The organism is Mesorhizobium sp. B2-3-12 (genome assembly GCF_006442205.1).
Classification (GTDB): Bacteria; Pseudomonadota; Alphaproteobacteria; order Rhizobiales; family Rhizobiaceae; genus Mesorhizobium.
Genome location: NZ_VFVR01000004.1, coordinates 149730 through 165915, shown reverse-complemented (window position 1 = coordinate 165915; position 16186 = coordinate 149730). Strand labels below are relative to the sequence as shown.

At 63.8% G+C, this 16186-nt stretch carries 16 protein-coding genes; 13 read left to right on the top strand and 3 right to left on the bottom strand.

The genetic code is table 11. The features are described from left to right. Positions 1-20: 20 nt before the first annotated feature. Complete coding sequence (locus FJ948_RS14185) at positions 21-1118, bottom strand: lactonase family protein (protein ID WP_140705365.1); 1098 nt, start codon at positions 1116-1118, stop codon at positions 21-23. A gap of 201 nt (positions 1119-1319) precedes the next feature. Here FJ948_RS14185 and FJ948_RS14180 point away from each other — a divergent pair, with 201 nt between their 5' ends. The 8 genes from FJ948_RS14180 (at position 1320) to FJ948_RS14145 (ending at position 8878) form a co-directional block, all read left to right on the top strand. After that, positions 1320-1871 carry a MaoC family dehydratase gene (locus FJ948_RS14180; protein ID WP_140705363.1) on the top strand — a complete coding sequence of 184 codons (552 nt, stop codon included), beginning with the start codon at positions 1320-1322 and terminating at the stop codon, positions 1869-1871. Positions 1872-1873: 2 nt separating this feature from the next. Next, complete coding sequence (locus tag FJ948_RS14175; RefSeq protein WP_140705361.1) at positions 1874-3034, top strand: CaiB/BaiF CoA-transferase family protein; 1161 nt, start codon at positions 1874-1876, stop codon at positions 3032-3034. Beyond that, positions 3031-4200, top strand: a complete 1170-nt coding sequence (locus tag FJ948_RS14170; RefSeq protein ID WP_140705359.1) for an extracellular solute-binding protein — start codon at positions 3031-3033, stop codon at positions 4198-4200. Before FJ948_RS14175 ends, FJ948_RS14170 begins: the two co-directional genes overlap by 4 nt. Positions 4201-4224: 24 nt before the next feature. Next, positions 4225-5412 (top strand): ABC transporter substrate-binding protein, encoded by a 1188-nt coding sequence (locus tag FJ948_RS14165; RefSeq protein WP_140705357.1) that lies wholly within the window; start codon positions 4225-4227, stop codon positions 5410-5412. An 81-nt stretch (positions 5413-5493) separates the two neighbouring features. Then, entirely contained in the window at positions 5494-6231 is a 738-nt protein-coding gene (locus FJ948_RS14160; RefSeq protein WP_140705355.1) for an ATP-binding cassette domain-containing protein, read from the top strand. Further along, on the top strand, positions 6224-6967 hold the full coding sequence (locus FJ948_RS14155; protein WP_140705353.1) for an ATP-binding cassette domain-containing protein: 744 nt from the start codon (positions 6224-6226) through the stop codon (positions 6965-6967). Before FJ948_RS14160 ends, FJ948_RS14155 begins: the two co-directional genes overlap by 8 nt. Further along, a complete protein-coding gene (locus tag FJ948_RS14150) occupies positions 6964-7908 on the top strand; it encodes an ABC transporter permease (protein ID WP_140705351.1) in 945 nt (314 codons plus the stop codon). The genes FJ948_RS14155 and FJ948_RS14150 overlap by 4 nt, the downstream gene beginning before the upstream one ends. Position 7909: 1 nt before the next feature. Next, on the top strand, positions 7910-8878 hold the full coding sequence (locus FJ948_RS14145) for an ABC transporter permease (RefSeq protein ID WP_140705349.1): 969 nt from the start codon (positions 7910-7912) through the stop codon (positions 8876-8878). 6 nt (positions 8879-8884) lie between these two features. On the opposite strand, the gene FJ948_RS14140 is transcribed toward FJ948_RS14145, so the two are convergent. Both FJ948_RS14140 and FJ948_RS14135 read right to left on the bottom strand, forming a co-directional pair. Continuing rightward, positions 8885-9724: an amidohydrolase gene (locus FJ948_RS14140; RefSeq protein ID WP_140705347.1), complete on the bottom strand. Its 840-nt coding sequence runs from the start codon at positions 9722-9724 to the stop codon at positions 8885-8887. 64 nt (positions 9725-9788) lie between these two features. After that, the gene (locus FJ948_RS14135) at positions 9789-10574 is read right to left on the bottom strand and encodes an IclR family transcriptional regulator (protein WP_140705345.1); all 786 of its coding nucleotides are present in this window, start codon (positions 10572-10574) and stop codon (positions 9789-9791) included. A gap of 167 nt (positions 10575-10741) precedes the next feature. Between FJ948_RS14135 and FJ948_RS14130 the strand changes: the two genes are divergently transcribed. The 5 genes from FJ948_RS14130 to FJ948_RS14110 all read left to right on the top strand — a co-directional run bounded on the left by FJ948_RS14130 (position 10742) and on the right by FJ948_RS14110 (position 16183). Further along, positions 10742-12061, top strand: a complete 1320-nt coding sequence (locus FJ948_RS14130) for a sugar ABC transporter substrate-binding protein (protein WP_140705343.1) — start codon at positions 10742-10744, stop codon at positions 12059-12061. Between the two features lie 126 nt (positions 12062-12187). After that, the gene (locus FJ948_RS14125) at positions 12188-13084 is read left to right on the top strand and encodes a sugar ABC transporter permease (RefSeq protein WP_140705341.1); all 897 of its coding nucleotides are present in this window, start codon (positions 12188-12190) and stop codon (positions 13082-13084) included. A gap of 17 nt (positions 13085-13101) precedes the next feature. Further along, positions 13102-13968: a carbohydrate ABC transporter permease gene (locus tag FJ948_RS14120; protein ID WP_140705339.1), complete on the top strand. Its 867-nt coding sequence runs from the start codon at positions 13102-13104 to the stop codon at positions 13966-13968. Between the two features lie 3 nt (positions 13969-13971). Further along, complete coding sequence (ugpC, locus tag FJ948_RS14115) at positions 13972-15069, top strand: sn-glycerol-3-phosphate ABC transporter ATP-binding protein UgpC (protein ID WP_140705337.1); 1098 nt, start codon at positions 13972-13974, stop codon at positions 15067-15069. Between the two features lies 1 nt (position 15070). Continuing rightward, a complete protein-coding gene (locus tag FJ948_RS14110; protein ID WP_140705335.1) occupies positions 15071-16183 on the top strand; it encodes a mandelate racemase/muconate lactonizing enzyme family protein in 1113 nt (370 codons plus the stop codon). Positions 16184-16186: the final 3 nt, after the last annotated feature.

Here is a 16186-nt window from a genome sequence, read left to right as displayed (position 1 = left end):
GCGAGTCCGCCCGCGGGCGGTCAAGCCACGATCCTGACGCACATCGGCGTGCCGATCTCGATGACGCGCCCGGTGTCGGTCAGCATGCCGCTGCCGGGGTCGCGGGCGAAGATCGAGATACGGTCGGCGTTCTGGTTGGCGGAAAATAGATGGCCTCCCGATGGCGTCAGCGCCAGGTTGCGCGGCGTGGCACCCCCACAAGGAACATAGTCGACAAGGCTCAAGCCGCCGGTCTCCTGATCGACGGCCATGATCACGACGCTGTCGTGGCCGCGGTTTGAACCGTAGACGAAACGGCCATCCGGCGAGATCTGGATGTCGGCGCAATGGTTGTCGTTGCGCGCTTCGGCTGGCACTGCCGGCTTGGCGTCGAGGATCGACAGTTTGCCGATGGTTTCGTCGAGCGTCATCGAAATGATGGTCGAATCCAGCTCGTTCATGACGAAAACGAAGCGGCCGTTCGGATGCAGCGCGAGATGGCGTGGGCCTGCACCGGGCGGCAGAGCGGATTCGGCAAGTCTGGTCAGATTGCCATCCTGCTCGATCCGATAGGAGACCAACCGGTCGATGCCGAGATCGGCAACGATGGCCACTCCGCCGGCGATGGTTTCGGTGACGCTGTGGGCGTGCGAACGCTCCTGGCGCGCCGCGTTGGGGCCGGTGCCCTTGTGCGACACGCCGGCCAACGGGGCCGACAAGGCGCCATCCCCGTCGAAACCATAGACCGCCACGGCGCGGTCCGGCCCACCCTCGCCCATACCATAATTCGCGACCAGCAATTTCGTACCATCACGCGTGATGGTGTTGTGCGCCGTGATGCTGCCGAGCGACGGCTGCTTGTTCAGATAGGCGAGCCTGCCCGAGCGACGATCGAAGCTGTAGGCCGACACAGTTCCCTCGCGCCAGGCAAACACTTCCGAATTGGCGTAGATGCGCGAGCCGTCCGGCGTCACCGACAGGAATGTCGGATTGTCGACGTCGTTGGTCTCAGCCAGTTTCCGTGTTTCCAGCGTTTCCTCGTCGAAGCTGTAGACCCCGAGGCCGACGCCGCGCGCGCCCTGAAAATAAGGCGCCTCCCGGTTCAGGCTGCCGACGAAGACCAGACTGGCATTGCGCATGTTTTTCCTCCCCTGCCCGCCAGCCTCGAAGTGCTGTCGGAACAGCCAAAATTTCGCCTGTCCTCGCTTGCAACGCAACCCCATATGTGAAAATAGTATTTATAAAAGAAGATTGACGGGAGGAGACGTCGTGCAATCAGGCGCCTTGATGCGTGCTCGAATGCTTGCCCGGCCTCTCTCACGAGACCGATGGATTGAGCCATGAACGATTTCGCGCCGACCGTCGGCGTTGCCTCGACGCACCCCAGCAATATGCCTGCCGATCATGCCGCGTTGCCGGTATGGAACGCCGAGAACTGGTTTTACGAAGACTGGCCGGTTGGCCAGAAAATTCGCTCGCTGCGGCGCACGATGGCCGAGGGCGACAGCCACCTTTTCAACACGCTGGTGCTCGACATCCATCCCTATGTGCAGGACCAGATGTTCGCGGAGAGCGAGGGCATTTTCGGCAAGCGGCTGATTGCCGGCGCGTTCGTCTTCTCGGCGGGGCTGGGGCTGGTCGCCACCAACTGCGTCAACGCCTTTTCCTATGGCTACGACAAGCTGCGCTTCATAAAGCCCGTCTTCATTGGCGATACGATCTATTCGATCCGTTCCAATCTCGACAAGCAGCCCCGCTACAAGGAGATGGGGCTGATCCGCGCCAGCTACGAGGTATTCAAGGGCGAAGGCGAACTCGTTCTCTATTGCGAGCATCTGCAGACGGTGAAGTACCGCAACCCTGCCGATTTCGTCGGCAAGACGGAGAAATAGCAATGCCGGCAGCAGCCGATTTGCCGCTCGCTGGTCTCGTCGTCGTCGACATGAGCCAGTTCCTGTCCGGGCCCTATTGCTCGCTCAGACTGCTCGACCTCGGCGCCCGCGTGATCAAGATCGAGCGGCCCGATGGCGGCGACCTGTCGCGCCGGCTCTATCTCAGCGACACCGAGATCGGCGGCGATTCCACCATCTTCCACGCCATCAACCGGGCCAAGGAAAGTCTTGCCATCGATTTGAAGAATGAGGCGGACCTCACGGCACTGCGCGGCCTGCTGGCCAAGGCCGACGTGCTGATCCAGAATTTCCGGCCGGGTGTCATCGAGCGCCTCGGCCTCGATTACGAAGCCGTCCGCCAGATCAATCCGCGCCTGGTCTATGCCTCGATCAGTGGCTATGGCGAGGAAGGTCCGTGGGTCAAGCGGCCGGGCCAGGATCTGCTGGCCCAGTCGCGTTCGGGCGTGATGTGGCTGAACGGCGACGAGGACCAGGGGCCGGTGCCGTTCGGCCTCGCCATTGGCGACATGCTGGCGGGCGCTGCCTGCGCCCAAGGTATACTGGCCGCATTGGTGCGGCGCGGCATTACCGGCCAGGGCAGCCACATCGAGACCAGCCTTCTGGAGGCGCTGGTCGATTTCCAGTTCGAGGTGCTGACCACGCATCTCAATGATGGCCGCCGCCTGCCCAGGCGCTCCAGCTTCCGCAGCGCGCATGCCTATCTGTCGGCGCCTTACGGCGTCTATCCGGCCAAGGACGGCTACCTCGCCATCGCAATGACGCCGATCCCCAAGCTCGCCGATCTGTTGTCGCTCAGCGAACTGGCCCCCTATCGCGACAGACCGACATCCTGGTTCACCGCGCGCGACGACATCAAGGCGATCATCGCGCAGAGGATTGCGACCAGGAGCATCGACGAGTGGCTCGCCATCCTGGAGCCGGCCGACATCTGGTGCGCCAAGGTGCTGACCTGGCCCGAGATGCTCGCAAGCGAGGGCTTCCAGTCGCTCGACATGCTGCAGACGGTGACGCGCGAGGACGACGTGTCGATCCTCACCACCAGTTCGCCGCTCAGGGTCGACGGCATCAGGGCCAAGGTCGATCGGGCGGCACCGCGTATCGGCGAGCACAGTGCCAAAATCCGCGCGGAGTTCGGCCTGTGAGCGTGCGTAAACTCAAGGGCATGACCTGGAGCCACCCACGCGGCTACGATCCGATGGTCGCGTGTTCATCCCTGTGGGAGCGGAAAACCGGCGTTGCCGTCGCGTGGGACAAGCGCTCGCTGCAGGATTTCGAATCCTTCCCGGTCGAGGAACTGGCGCGCGCCTATGATTTGATCGTCATAGATCATCCGCATGTCGGCCAGATCACGGCGGAGCGCTGCCTTGAACCGCTCGACGTCGCCGGCCGCGAGGCGGAGCGCACGGCGCTCGCCTCGGGCAGCGTCGGCCAGTCCTATCCGAGCTACAGCTGGCAGGGCCGGCAATGGGCGTTTCCGATCGACGCGGCGGCGCAGGTGCAGGCCTGGCGGCCGGACGCGCTGGAAGCGCCGGCGGCGACTTGGCGCGAGGTGCTCGATCTCGCACGGCAGGGCCGCGTGCTGCTCCCGTTGCGGCCGCCTCACTCGCTGATGACCTTCTACACGCTGGCCGGCAATCTGGGACGCCCTTGCGGGACCGACCCGTCCCACGATCTCATCGATGTCGAGACAGGCACAGAAGTCTTCGAAAGGATGCGTGAGATCGCGGCGCTGGTCGATCCAGCCTGTCTCGAGATGGACCCGATCGCCGTTTTTGAACGGATGGCGGAGGCCCACTCCCGGTTCGTCTGCGCACCGCTGATCTACGGCTATGTTCCCTACGCCGTTGCCGGTTTTCGCACCCATCGCCTGGCCTTCGCGGACATGCCGGTTGTCGGTGCCGGCGGCCCTATCGGTTCGGCGCTCGGCGGCACCGGAATAGCGGTGTCGGCCTTCTCGAAAGCCAAGGCGGCCGCGATCGATTTTGCCTACTGGGTCGCCAGCGGCGATGTCCAGCGTGGGCCCTATGCCGCAGCCGGCGGTCAACCCGGCCATGCGGCTGCCTGGGAAGACCGGACCATCAACGAAGCGGCCGGCAACTTCTATCGGGACACGCGCGCGACGCTGGAGGGCGCATGGGTGCGGCCGCGCCATGACGGCTACATGGCGTTCCAGCAAGCGGCGTCCGATCGCATCAATTCCGGCATGACATCGGGCCATTCGGCTGGCCAGGTGGTCGCCGATCTCATCAGCCTGTTCCGGGACAACTCTCCGGCGCAGGTGTCCGGCGCTGCCGGTGGAGGAGCCTGAACCAAACCGAACGGAGGAGACAAAATGAAGAACATGATCCGCGGCCTGTTGGCCGCAACCGCGCTGGCCTCGCTTGCGACAAATGCTCTTGCCCAGGATGTACAAGGCGTCATCGGTGGGCTGCCTGATGAACTCAAGGCGCAATATGACGGCGCGCCACAGAAGGTGCTGCCTTCGGCCTGGGACAATTTCACCCCGCCGCCCAAGCCGTGGAAATGGTGCCACTCGGAATCCTACCAGGGCAATCCGTGGCGGGTGACCGTCACCAAGGAACTGAAGCGGCTTGTCGACGGGCTGATCGCCGACGGCACCGTGTCCAGCTTCGAAGTATCGGACTCCAACAACGACGCCAGCCAGCAGATCAATCAGATCCGCGCCTTCATCGACAAGAAGTGCTCGATCATCACCTCGATCCCGGGCTCGGCGGCGGCACTTGACGATGCGATCGACGCCGCCGCCAAGGCAGGCATTCCGTTCATAACGGCGGCCGGGTCGGTGACCAGCCCGAACGCGATCAATGTCGATTCCAACTATGCGCGCTGGGGCTATGACATGATGACGGCGATCGGCAAGGCTGAGCCGGATGGGGCCAGCATCCTTTTGGTCGAAGGCATTGCCGGCCACCCGATCGTCGTGCAGGAGCGCCAGGGCGCCGACAAGGCGCTTGCCGAGAACCCCAAACTCAAGGTCTCGCGCAACGTCAACGGCAACTGGACGGCGAACGTCACCAAGACCGTGGTGCTGCAGGCGATCGCGACCAACCCGGCGCCGATCGATGCTGTGTGGACAACCGGCAGCGAAAGCCGCGTCGTCGCGGAGGCCTTTGCCGAGGCCGGCCGGCCAGCGCCGCTGATCACCGGCTCGATCACCGGTGATGCGTTGGGCTACTGGAAGGCCAACCCGGAGAAATACCGTTTCGAGGGCCATGCGGTGTTGCCGCACTGGACCGCGCAGACGTTGTTTCGCGTCGGCGAGCGCATGCTCGACGGCCAGAAGCCGAAGCTGAACACGCTGCTCATACCGATCCCGCCGGTACACAACGCCGATCTCGGCGCCTGGTACAAGGACTGCATGACGACGGATGCCGTCTCGATCTTCCCGATCCCGCCGAAGGATCCGATGCCGGAGGAATGGCTCGACGCCTATTTCTCCAACCCGGCACCGACCAAGGGCTGGGACTATTCGAAGGTGCCGGATGCCTGTGCAAAATAGCGCCCGCTCGAAGTGACGTCCGCGACAGACCAGCTAGCCGGCTCCCTTCGGGAAGCCGGCCAGCCAGCTTCGAAACACGGCATGCTTGAAATCAGAAACATATCCAAACGCTATGGTGAGACGGTCGCGCTCGCGGATGCCTCGATTGCGTTCCGGGCGGGCACCATTCACACCATCCTGGGCGAGAACGGCTCAGGCAAGAGCACGATGGTCAAGCTGTTGTCCGGCATCGTGCAGCCGGACAGCGGCGCGATTCTTTTGCAAGGCAAGCCGTTCTCGGGGGGCAACCCCTCGGCCTTCAAGGCGCAGGGCTTCGCGACCGTCTTCCAGGAAGTGCTGATCGCGCCGGACCGCAGCGTGACCGACAACATTCTGCTTGGTCTCGATGGACTGGTGCGGCGCACGGTGCCGCGCAACGAACGCCGCGACAGGGCTGCCGCCGCGCTCAAACGCTTCGCCGTCACCGACGTTCCGCTCGACACGCCCGCCGGCCTGCTGCCGCTCGCCGCGCAGCAACTCGTCGTCCTCGCGCGTGCGGTCGTGCGTAGCCCAAAAATTCTAATCCTCGACGAGGTCACCGCCGCGCTCGATTTCGCCGACCGCGAGTCGGTGTTTCTGCTGATGCGCTCGCTCGCCGCCGAAGGTTGCCTCATCCTGTTCATCACCCACAGAATGGATGAAGTGATGTCGCTGTCGGATCGCATCTCGATCCTGCGCGGCGGCAACGTGGTGCGCACCGAAGAGCGTGGGACCTCGACGCCGGCCGAATTGTTGAAAGCCATGGCGCCACGCACGGCGGCGGAGCTGGCGCATGGCTGATCGCGGCACCCTCACCGTTCGCAACCTCGTCATCGCGCCCGGCGCCAGCCCGATCACGCAGGCCATCGCGCCGGGCGAGATCGTCGGCCTTGCCGGCCTCGACGGACATGGCCAGGAACTATTCCTGAAAATGCTCGCCGGCCTGGTACCGCCGCTTGGCGGCTCGATCACGCTCGACCTGCCCGGCGGGGCGCACAAGATCATCGGGTTCCGCAAGGCCGTCGCCAGCGGCGTCGCCTATCTGCCGCGTGACCGACGCGCGAACGGCATATTTCCCACACAGTCGGTGCTCGACAATTTCGCCGTATCGACCCTGTCGCGCGATACCCGCCTTGGTTTGATCAGTCCAGCGGCGCGCAAGGCGCGCTACGAACTCTACCGCGAAAAGCTGTCGATCGTGGCGCCCCGGCCCGATGCGCCGATAACCACCCTGTCGGGCGGCAACCAGCAGAAGGTGCTGCTGGCGCGGGCGCTGGCGCTGGAACCCGCGATCCTGCTTCTCAACGACCCGACGCGCGGCGTCGACGTGGCGACCCGCCATGTTCTCTACGATGTCTTTCGCGGGCTGGCCGCCGACGGCATGGGGCTTGTCATCCTGTCCAGCGAGATCGAAGAGATCTTGCTCCTCTGCCATCGCGTGCTGGTGTTCAGGGAAAACGAGGTTGCAGCGGAAATTGCCGGCGAAGCCATGAACACCGATGGCGTGATATCGGCCATGTTCGGACGTGCGGCATGAGTACACGCCTTCTGTCTCTTTCGCGGAGCGTCGGTTTCGCCGTCGTGCTGCTGGTCATCCTGCTGGCGGTCAATCTCATCCTCAATCCGGCACGCTTCCAGCCGGGGTCGTGGGGCGCGCTGATCGGACTGGCGGCACCTTTGATCGGCGCGGCCATCGCCTCGACGCCGGCGATCCTTGCCGGACGGGGCGGCATCGATATCTCGGTCGGGCCGTTGATGGGCTTCGTCAACGCCGCCGTGATCGAGGTGCTGTTCCTCAAGGCCGGCATCTCGTCGCCGCTGCTGCTTGTCCCGGCGGCTCTGCTCATCGGCGCGCTGGTCGGCGTGGCCAACGGTTTTCTAGCGACCGTCGTGCGTATCCAGCCTATCGTCGCCACGCTCGGCACCTATCTGATCCTGACCGGCGTGACGCTGACGATCCTGCCCGCACCGATCGGCCCGGCGCCGGCCTGGCTGAAGGCGCTGGCGGGTCCTTGGTCGATGCTGCCGCTGCTGTTGATGTTCATTGCTTGGGGGCTGGTGCGGCGCACGCCTTACTACGACCAGCTGATGGCGGTCGGCAGCGACGACCGTGCCGCCTACACCGCCGGCGTCGACGTCACGCGCGTGCGCTTCATCGCCTATGTCATGTCAGGTGTTCTCGGCGGCTGTGCCGGGCTGATGCTGACGGCGCTGATCGGCTCGGCCGACCCCAATATCGGGCCGACCTACACACTGATCGCCATCGCCGCGGTCGCTCTCGGTGGCGTCAGCCTGGCAGGCGGGCGTGGCGGCGTCGCTGGTGCCGCGATCGGCGCCATCGACATCTTCCTTTTGCAGAGCGTGCTGACGACATTTAACGTCTCGACCTTCGTGCTGCAGATCGCCTACGGCGCCATCCTCGTGCTGGCGGTGATGCTGACAGCAGCGCAGGAGCGTCTTGCCATGAGAGGGCGCTGACATGGCGGGCCGAAATCTGTTCGCGACAACCAACGCCCGCGCCGTCGGCGCCTTCTGTGTGGCAGCGCTCCTGCATCTCGCGGGCACGATCCTCATTCCCGGTTACTCCTCGCCATTTGCCGTGCGCGCCATGCTGGTGCTTGCTTCGCTGCTTGCCGTCGCCTCGATCGGCCAGACGCTCGTCGTCATCATGGGCGGTATCGATTTGTCGATTCCCTTCGTCATCGGCTTCGCCAACGTCGTGGCCGCACAGCTCTATGGCGATGGCTGGAATTTTGTCCTTGTCTGCGGCCTCGTCGGCGTGCTGGCATTGCTTATCGGCGGGCTGAACGGGCTGATCTCGCGCAGCCTCGATATCCAGCCGCTGATCGTCACGCTCGGCATCGGCATGGTCGTGCAGGGTCTCGTGCTGCTGTGGACCGCCGGCTTCCCCTCGGGCTCCGCGCCGCAAGCGGTTTCGAGCTTCGTCTCGATCGGCGGATCGGCCGGACCGCTGCCGGTGCCGTGGCTGGTGCCGAGCTTCATCGTGCTGGCGGCGCTCGTCGTCCTGGTGCTGGAACGAACGGCTTACGGTCGCCGGCTATACGCGCTGGGCAGTAATCCTGGCGCCGCGCCGCTGGCGCTGATCGACCCGGTGCGCATGTGGGTGGTCACCTATGCGGCGAGCGCCTTCTTCGCCGCCGTGGCGGGCGTACTGCTGCTCGGTTTCACCGGCTCGGCCTATGGCGATGTCGGCCAGCCCTATCTGTTCCAGACCATCGCAGCCGTTGTCGTCGGCGGCGCGGCACTGGTCGGAGGCCGCGGCAGCTATCTCGGCACGATCGCCGGCGTGCTGGTGCTGACCGAAATCAACACGCTGCTGATCGGCCTCGGCTTCCAGCCCTCGGCGGTGCAGGCAGCGCTGGGCTTCATCATCGTGCTGCTGGTCTCGCTGTACGGTCGCGAGCGGCACGTCTCGACGACCATCTGAGGGCTGCTACGGCAACCGCCACAACTTGCGGGCATTTCCCGACAACAGCCTGTCGCGCTCGGCAACGCTGCAGCCGGAAAGCAGCGCATGGGTCGCCGCCACCCAGGTCGACAGGCCGCCGCCAAGCGTGCAGACCGGCCAGTCGCTGCCCCAGACGACACGGTCCCAGCCGAATGCATTGATGGTGTGTTCGACGTAAGGCCGTAGCGTCTCGACGATCCAGCTGGAGGCATCGGCATAGGCGACAACGCCTGAAATCTTGGCCATCACGTTCGGGCGCCGCGCGATCTCGCTCATATGCTCGCGCCAGGGGTGTTCGCTATTGCCCTTGATGTCGGGGACGCCGCAATGATCAAGCACGAACTGGACGTCGGGCGCCAGGTCGGCCAGCGCGATCGCCTTGGGGATCTGATGCGGCAGCACGACGAGGTCGAAGGTCAGACCGGTGCCGGCAAGCCGCTTGATGTTGTCCCGAAACAGTGCGCCTTCCGAAAGATCGTCGGGGACGACGTGGAGGACGCGGCGGAAGCCCTTGACGAAGGGATTTGCCCGCTGGCGTTCGAGATAGGCCGGGAAATCCGCCTCCTCGGGCCGGCAAGATGCGATCGCTCCGACCAGCATGCTGCCCGCCTGTCGTGACAGGCCCTCGACACGGGCGGTCTCCGCCTCGATATCGGTCGGATCGACATCGACCTCCATGTGCAGCACGTACCCAACACCTGCCCGCTGCGCCTCCGCGGCGTATTCCTCGTAGGAGAAGTCGCGGTTCAGCGCCGGCACACCGGCCAGCCAGGGATAGCGCAAGGCCGAGCGATCGATGAGATGCAGATGGGTGTCGATGATCATGGCGGGCTCCTCCCCTAGGCTCTCCGGATCATCTCACGGAGGAATTCTTCATTCAAATAAGAATTTAGGCCGATGAGCCCACAGCCGACCCGGCCAGATGCGACAGCTTTTCGCAGGTTGCCAGCAACAGTTCGATGGTTCGCGTGATGTCGGGCGCGGACGGCGCATTGACCACTGTGATGTAGGGGATCGACAGCGCGGCAATGGCATTGCCGTCGGACCCGCGCACCGGTGCCGACAGGTTGAAGACGCCTGCCGTCTGCATGGAAGCCATCATCTCGTAGCCGCGGTCGCGGATCTGATCGAGCCGGGTAAAGAACTCGGCCGGCTGCGCCGTCTTGTCGGTGCTGCGGACGTGCTCCGAAATCATCATCCGCCGCTCTTCCGGTGAACGGAATGCGAGTAGGACATGGCCCGAACCGGTGTCGAAAAGGCTGATGTGGGAGCCGACACGGATCGAGATGCCCCAGTAATTCGGGGCCTCCTGCTGGCCGATGACGACAGCGGAACCGCGATCAAAAACAACGAGTTGGTTAGCCTGCTGCGAGGTTTCGGCCAGTTCGCGCATCAGCGGTGTCGCGTAGGAAACCAGCCTGCGCACCGGCGCGTGCAGCTGCGCCAGGCCAAACAGCTTGAGCGTCAGCGAATAGCGGTCGCCATCAAGCCGCGTGACATAGCCGCGTCGCACCAGCCGGTCGAGCATGCGATAGAATTCATTGGGACTGCGGTCGAGCTTCTTGGCGATCTCGGCCTGGGTCAGGCCGCCGTCGACGCCGGCCAGCAGTTCGAGGATGTCTAGGCCCTTGTCAAGCGCCGGCGCGCGGTACCGCTCGTCTTCGCTGTCGTCCATGGCTCATCCCTTAGTGAATTCGATTTTTCATATACGCAGGAACGCGGCCGGCGGAAACAAATTTCGCCTTGACGTATGGATGAATGTTTTGTTTGTATATGAATGTAGCACTTCTTGTCACGTGACGAGTTGCCGGCGCCGCCAAGGCGCACCCAGGGAGGATACCAATGAACAGACTGCTTTCCGGCGTGTGCGCCGGCGCATTGGTGCTTGCGTCAGGCGCAGGCACCGCCCTTGCCGGCGACTTGCCCGGCAAATTCGAAGGCGTGACCGTCGACGTGAAACTGATCGGCGGCCAGCAATATGAAAAGCTCTACGAGCGCATCCCCGAATGGGAGAAGGCGACAGGCGCCAAGGTCAACATCCTGACCAAGAAGAACGGCTTCGATATCGACAAGGAGCTCAAGTCCGACATCGCCTCGGGCAGCACCAACTGGTGCGTCGGCTGGAACCATTCCTCCTTTGCGCCACAATATACCGGGCTCTACACCGACCTCAGCAAGCTCCTGCCGAAATCGGAGATCGACGCCTTCGTGCCGTCGACGATCACGGCGGCGACCATCGACGGCAAGCTGGAGATGCTGCCGCGTGCGCAGTTCGACGTCTCTGCGCTCTATTACCAGAAGAGCCTTTACGAGAACGCCGACAACAAAGCCAAGTTCAAGGCCAAATACGGCTATGACCTGGTGCCGCCGGACACCTGGAAAGAAGTCACCGACCAGGCCGAGTTCTTCGCCAACCCGCCCAATTTCTACGGCACGCAGTTCGCCGGCAAGGAAGAGGCGATCAATGGCCGCTTCTATGAGATGGTGGTCGCCGAGGGCGGCGAATATCTCGACAAGGACGGCAAGCCGGTCTTCAACTCCGAGGCCGGCATCCGGGCGCTCGACTGGTTCGTCAACCTCTACAAGGCCAAGGCGGTGCCGGCCGGGACCACCAACTACCTCTGGGACGATCTGGGCCAAGGCTTCGCCTCCGGCACCGTCGCCATCAACCTCGATTGGCCGGGCTGGGCCGGCTTCTTCAACGACCCGAAGTCGTCGAAGGTCGCCGGCAATGTCGGCGTCAAGGTCGCACCGAAGGGCTCTTCCGGCAAGCGCACCGGCTGGTCGGGCTTCCATGGCTTCTCGGTGACCGAGAACTGCCCGAACAAGGAGGCCGCGGCGTCGCTGGTGTGGTGGCTGACCAATGAGGACAGCCAGAAGCTCGAGGCCGCCGCGGGTCCGCTACCGACCCGCACCGCGGTCTGGGACTGGGACCTGCAGCAGGCGGCGAGTGATCCTTACAAGAAGGAGGTTCTGTCTGCCTTCCAGGAAGAAGCCAAGCACGCCTTCGCAGTGCCGCAGACGCCTGAATGGATCGAGATCTCAAACGCCGTCTATCCCGAGTTGCAGGCGGCGATCCTAGGCGACAAGACCTCCAAGCAGGCATTGGACGAAGCCGCCGCCAAGGCGACGCAGATCCTTCAGGACGCCGGTAAACTCTAGGCATTGCTCCCAAAGCCGCCTCTCCCATTCACAAATGGGGGAGGCGATCGCCTTTTGGCGGCACTGTTCGTTTCACCATATCGGGCCTCGGCCCAAGATTTGAATGCCAGACACCAGAGGAGCCCGATGAAGGGCCTCAAGCCATCCGCGCCGTTCCTGCTGCTGCTTCCGGCCATCGTCGTGCTGGCGGCGGTCGTCGTGGTGCCGCTGCTTCTGTCGCTCTATTCCAGCTTCACGCCGTTCCGGCTGACCAAACCCGAGACGTTCTTCGTCTTCGTGGGTTTTCGCAACTATCTTTCGATACTGGCCAACACCGATTTCTGGTGGGCGTTCGGGCGCACGGTTCTGCTGCTGACGATCGCGCTCAATCTCGAAATGCTGCTTGGCCTCGGCCTGGCGATGCTGGTCGAGAAGGCGACGCGCGGGCAACGCATCCTGCGCACGCTGATGATGTTCCCGATGATGTTCTCGCCGATCCTGGTCGGCTTCCAGTTCAAATTCATGTTCAACGACAATATCGGCCTGGTGAACAACGCCCTGCAGTCGCTCGGCATCACCAGGGATGCCATACCATGGCTGATCGAAGGCCATCTCGCCTTCATCGCCATTTCGGTCGCCGAGATCTGGTCGTCGACGGCGATCTTCGCCATTCTCATTCTCGCCGGCCTGCTCGCCATGCCGAAGGAGCCGATCGAGGCGGCGCGCGTCGATGGCTGCACGCCGTGGCAGACATTCCGCTATGTGACGTGGCCGTTCGTGATGCCATTCGCCTACATCGCCATGACCATCCGCTCGCTCGACGTCGCGCGCGCCTATGACATCGTCAAGATCATGACCGATGGCGGACCGGCTGGCCGCACGGAGCTGTTGTGGACGCTGGTGGCGCGCACCGCCTATAGCGACGGGCGCATGGGCATGGCCAACGCCATGGCCTATTTCTCGATCCTGCTGTCGATCGCCTTCACCGTCTATTTCTTCAACAAGCTCGCCGCGGCGCGCACGCAAATCGGCGCCGAGTGGTGAAGGGCGGGGTGGTGAAGATGAACGAGAATTCTTCCGCCCGCCTGAAGCGCCGGCTGCTCGGCATCGTCTATCGCATCGGCCTGTTCCTGGCGATGCTGACCATCTGCCTGCCTGGCCTGTGGATCGTGCTGTCGTCGCTCAGGCCGACAGTCGAGATCATGGCCAAACCGCCGGTGTGGATCCCGCAGGAAATCTCCTTCGACGCCTATGTCGCGATGTTCTCAGGCATCGGCAAGGGCGGCATCCCGGTCATCGAATATTTTCGCAATTCGCTGATCATCTCGGTGACCTCGACGGTGATCGCGGTCGCCATCGGCATGGCCGGGGGCTATGCCTTCGCGCGCTACCGCTTCCGCGGCAAGTCGAGCGTGTTCCTCGGCCTGATGCTGACCCGCACGGTGCCGGGCATTGCGCTGTCGCTGCCGCTGTTCTTCCTCTATGTGCGGCTCGGCATCATCGATACGCATTTCGGCCTGATCCTGGCCTATGTCGCACTCAACGTGCCGTTCACGATCTGGCTGATCGACGGCTTCTTCCGCCAGGTGCCCAAGGATCTCGCCGAAGCCGCCCAGATCGACGGCTGCACGCGCTGGCAGGCCTTCTGGCAGGTCGAGTTTCCGCTCGCCGGTCCGGGCATCGCGTCTGCCGCGATCTTTGCCTTCCTGACCTGCTGGAATGAGTTCGCGCTGGCCTCGCAACTGACCCGCTCGGTCAGCGCCAAGACGCTGCCGGTCGGCCTGCTCGACTATACGGCCGAATTCACCATCGATTGGCGCGGCATGTGCGCGCTCGCCGTGGTGATGATCATCCCGGCACTCACGCTTACGTTCATCGTCCAGAAACACCTTGTCGGCGGCCTGACCTCCGGCGCGGTGAAAGGCTGATCCATGGCAACGGTTTCCCTCAAAAAACTGACCAAGCGCTACGGCAACATCGAGATCGTGCATGGCATCGACCTCGACATCACCGACCGCGAATTCATCGCGCTGGTCGGGCCCTCCGGCTGCGGCAAGTCGACGACGCTGCGCATGATCGCCGGGCTGGAAGAAATCAGCGCCGGCTCGATCGAGATCGGCGGGCGCGTCGTGAACGATCTGCCGCCGCGTTCACGCAACATCTCCATGGTGTTCCAATCCTACGCGCTCTATCCGCACATGACGGTGCGCGAGAATCTCGGCTTTTCGCTCAAGATCGCGGGCGCCGCCAAGGACGATATGGACCGACGCGTCGCGGAGGCGTCGGCCATCCTCGGCCTCGACACGCTGCTCGACCGCCGCCCCTCGCAACTGTCCGGTGGGCAACGCCAGCGCGTCGCCATGGGCCGCGCCATCGTTCGCGACCCGGATGTGTTCCTGTTCGACGAGCCGCTTTCCAATCTCGATGCCAAATTGCGCACGCAGATGCGCACCGAGATCAAGAAGCTGCATGCCAAGGTGCAGTCGACGGTGATCTACGTCACCCACGACCAGGTCGAGGCGATGACGCTTGCCGACCGCATCGTCATCATGCGCGACGGCCATATCGAACAGGTTGGCACCCCAGATGAAGTGTTCCGCCGGCCGGCGACGCGCTTCGTTGCCGGCTTCATCGGCTCACCGCCGATGAATTTGCACGAGGCGACGGTCGACGACGGCCAACTGGTTTTCGCCAGCGGCGCCAAGCTGCCCCTGCCCGGTCAGTTCAAGCCCAATGTCGCTGTCGGCGACAAGGTCGTGTTCGGGCTGCGGCCCGATGACATCTATCCGACCGGCCATGGCATCAGCTCCGGCGGTGCCGCGGACGTGCACCAGATCGAACTGCCGATCACCGTCACCGAACCGCTCGGCAACGAGACGCTGGTGTTCGTCGAGTTCAATGGCAGCGACTGGGTCTCGCGCATGCTGAACCCGCGCCCGCTGAAGTCCGGCGAGCGGATGACGATGAGCCTGGACCTGTCGCAGGCACATCTGTTTGCCGTCGACACCGGCAAGACCTTGCGGAGCTGAAATGGCCAGGATCGAAAAGATAGAACTGCGGATGGTCGACCTCGTACCCAAGGTCAAGCGCACCGACGCCATCCAGAGTTTCGTCAGCCAGGAAACGCCGATCGTCACCATCACGGATTCCGATGGCGCGGTCGGCACGGGTTACAGCTACACGATCGGCACCGGCGGCTCGTCGGTGATGCGGCTGCTCTCCGACCATCTCGCGCCACGTCTCGTCGGCCGCGACCCTGACATGATCGAGGCGATCTGGCACGATCTCGAATTCGCCACCCATGCGACCACGATCGGCGCCATCACGGCCATCGCCATCGCGGCGATCGACACGGCACTGTGGGATCTCAGGGCGAAGAAGCAGAACCTGCCGCTGTGGAAGCTCGCCGGCGGCGCCAAGGACCGCTGCCCGCTCTACACGACCGAAGGCGGCTGGCTGCACATCGAGACCCAGGCACTGGTCGATGATGCATTGGCCGCCAAGGCCAAGGGGTTTCGCGGCTCGAAGGTAAAGATCGGCAGGCCGCATGGATCGGAGGATCTCGCGCGGCTCGCGGCAGTGCGCAAGGCGGTCGGCGACGGCTACGAGATCATGACCGACGCCAACCAGGGTTTTTCCGTCGACGAGGCGATCCGGCGCGCTGCGAGGTTGCGCGAACTCGATCTCGCCTGGATCGAGGAGCCGCTGCCCGCCGACGACATAGACGGACACATCAGGCTGTCCAACTCAACGCCGACGCCGATCGCCATCGGCGAATCGCTCTATTCCATGCGCCACTTCCGCGAATACATGCAGAAAGGCGCCTGCTCGATCGTACAGGTCGATGTCGGCCGCATCGGGGGCATCACGCCCTGGCTCAAGATCGCCCATGCGGCGGAGGCCTTCGACATTCCGGTCTGCCCGCATTTCCTGATGGAATTGCATGTCAGCCTGACCTGCGCTGTTCAGAACGGCAGATATGTCGAGTACATTCCTCAACTCGACCAGTTGACCGGCAAGCGCATGCGCATCGAGGATGGGCATGCGCTGGCGCCCGACGAGCCCGGTATCGGCATCGATTGGGACTGGGACGCGGTCAAGGCCATGAGCATCGCCGAATTCACCACGGCGATCACGACATAAGGA

What these genes read in the sequence shown, in the direction of transcription:
- FJ948_RS14120 (WP_140705339.1), top strand. Translation starts at nt 13,102, where the DNA reads ATGAACGAGAATTCTTCCGCCCGCCTGAAGCGCCGGCTGCTCGGCATC.
- FJ948_RS14135 (WP_140705345.1), bottom strand. Translation starts at nt 10,574, where the DNA reads ATGGACGACAGCGAAGACGAGCGGTACCGCGCGCCGGCGCTTGACAAG.
- FJ948_RS14180 (WP_140705363.1), top strand. Translation starts at nt 1,320, where the DNA reads ATGAACGATTTCGCGCCGACCGTCGGCGTTGCCTCGACGCACCCCAGC.
- FJ948_RS14160 (WP_140705355.1), top strand. Translation starts at nt 5,494, where the DNA reads ATGCTTGAAATCAGAAACATATCCAAACGCTATGGTGAGACGGTCGCG.
- FJ948_RS14185 (WP_140705365.1), bottom strand. Translation starts at nt 1,118, where the DNA reads ATGCGCAATGCCAGTCTGGTCTTCGTCGGCAGCCTGAACCGGGAGGCG.
- FJ948_RS14130 (WP_140705343.1), top strand. Translation starts at nt 10,742, where the DNA reads ATGAACAGACTGCTTTCCGGCGTGTGCGCCGGCGCATTGGTGCTTGCG.
- FJ948_RS14145 (WP_140705349.1), top strand. Translation starts at nt 7,910, where the DNA reads ATGGCGGGCCGAAATCTGTTCGCGACAACCAACGCCCGCGCCGTCGGC.
- FJ948_RS14125 (WP_140705341.1), top strand. Translation starts at nt 12,188, where the DNA reads ATGAAGGGCCTCAAGCCATCCGCGCCGTTCCTGCTGCTGCTTCCGGCC.
- FJ948_RS14140 (WP_140705347.1), bottom strand. Translation starts at nt 9,724, where the DNA reads ATGATCATCGACACCCATCTGCATCTCATCGATCGCTCGGCCTTGCGC.
- FJ948_RS14165 (WP_140705357.1), top strand. Translation starts at nt 4,225, where the DNA reads ATGAAGAACATGATCCGCGGCCTGTTGGCCGCAACCGCGCTGGCCTCG.
- FJ948_RS14150 (WP_140705351.1), top strand. Translation starts at nt 6,964, where the DNA reads ATGAGTACACGCCTTCTGTCTCTTTCGCGGAGCGTCGGTTTCGCCGTC.
- FJ948_RS14175 (WP_140705361.1), top strand. Translation starts at nt 1,874, where the DNA reads ATGCCGGCAGCAGCCGATTTGCCGCTCGCTGGTCTCGTCGTCGTCGAC.
- FJ948_RS14155 (WP_140705353.1), top strand. Translation starts at nt 6,224, where the DNA reads ATGGCTGATCGCGGCACCCTCACCGTTCGCAACCTCGTCATCGCGCCC.
- FJ948_RS14110 (WP_140705335.1), top strand. Translation starts at nt 15,071, where the DNA reads ATGGCCAGGATCGAAAAGATAGAACTGCGGATGGTCGACCTCGTACCC.
- ugpC (WP_140705337.1), top strand. Translation starts at nt 13,972, where the DNA reads ATGGCAACGGTTTCCCTCAAAAAACTGACCAAGCGCTACGGCAACATC.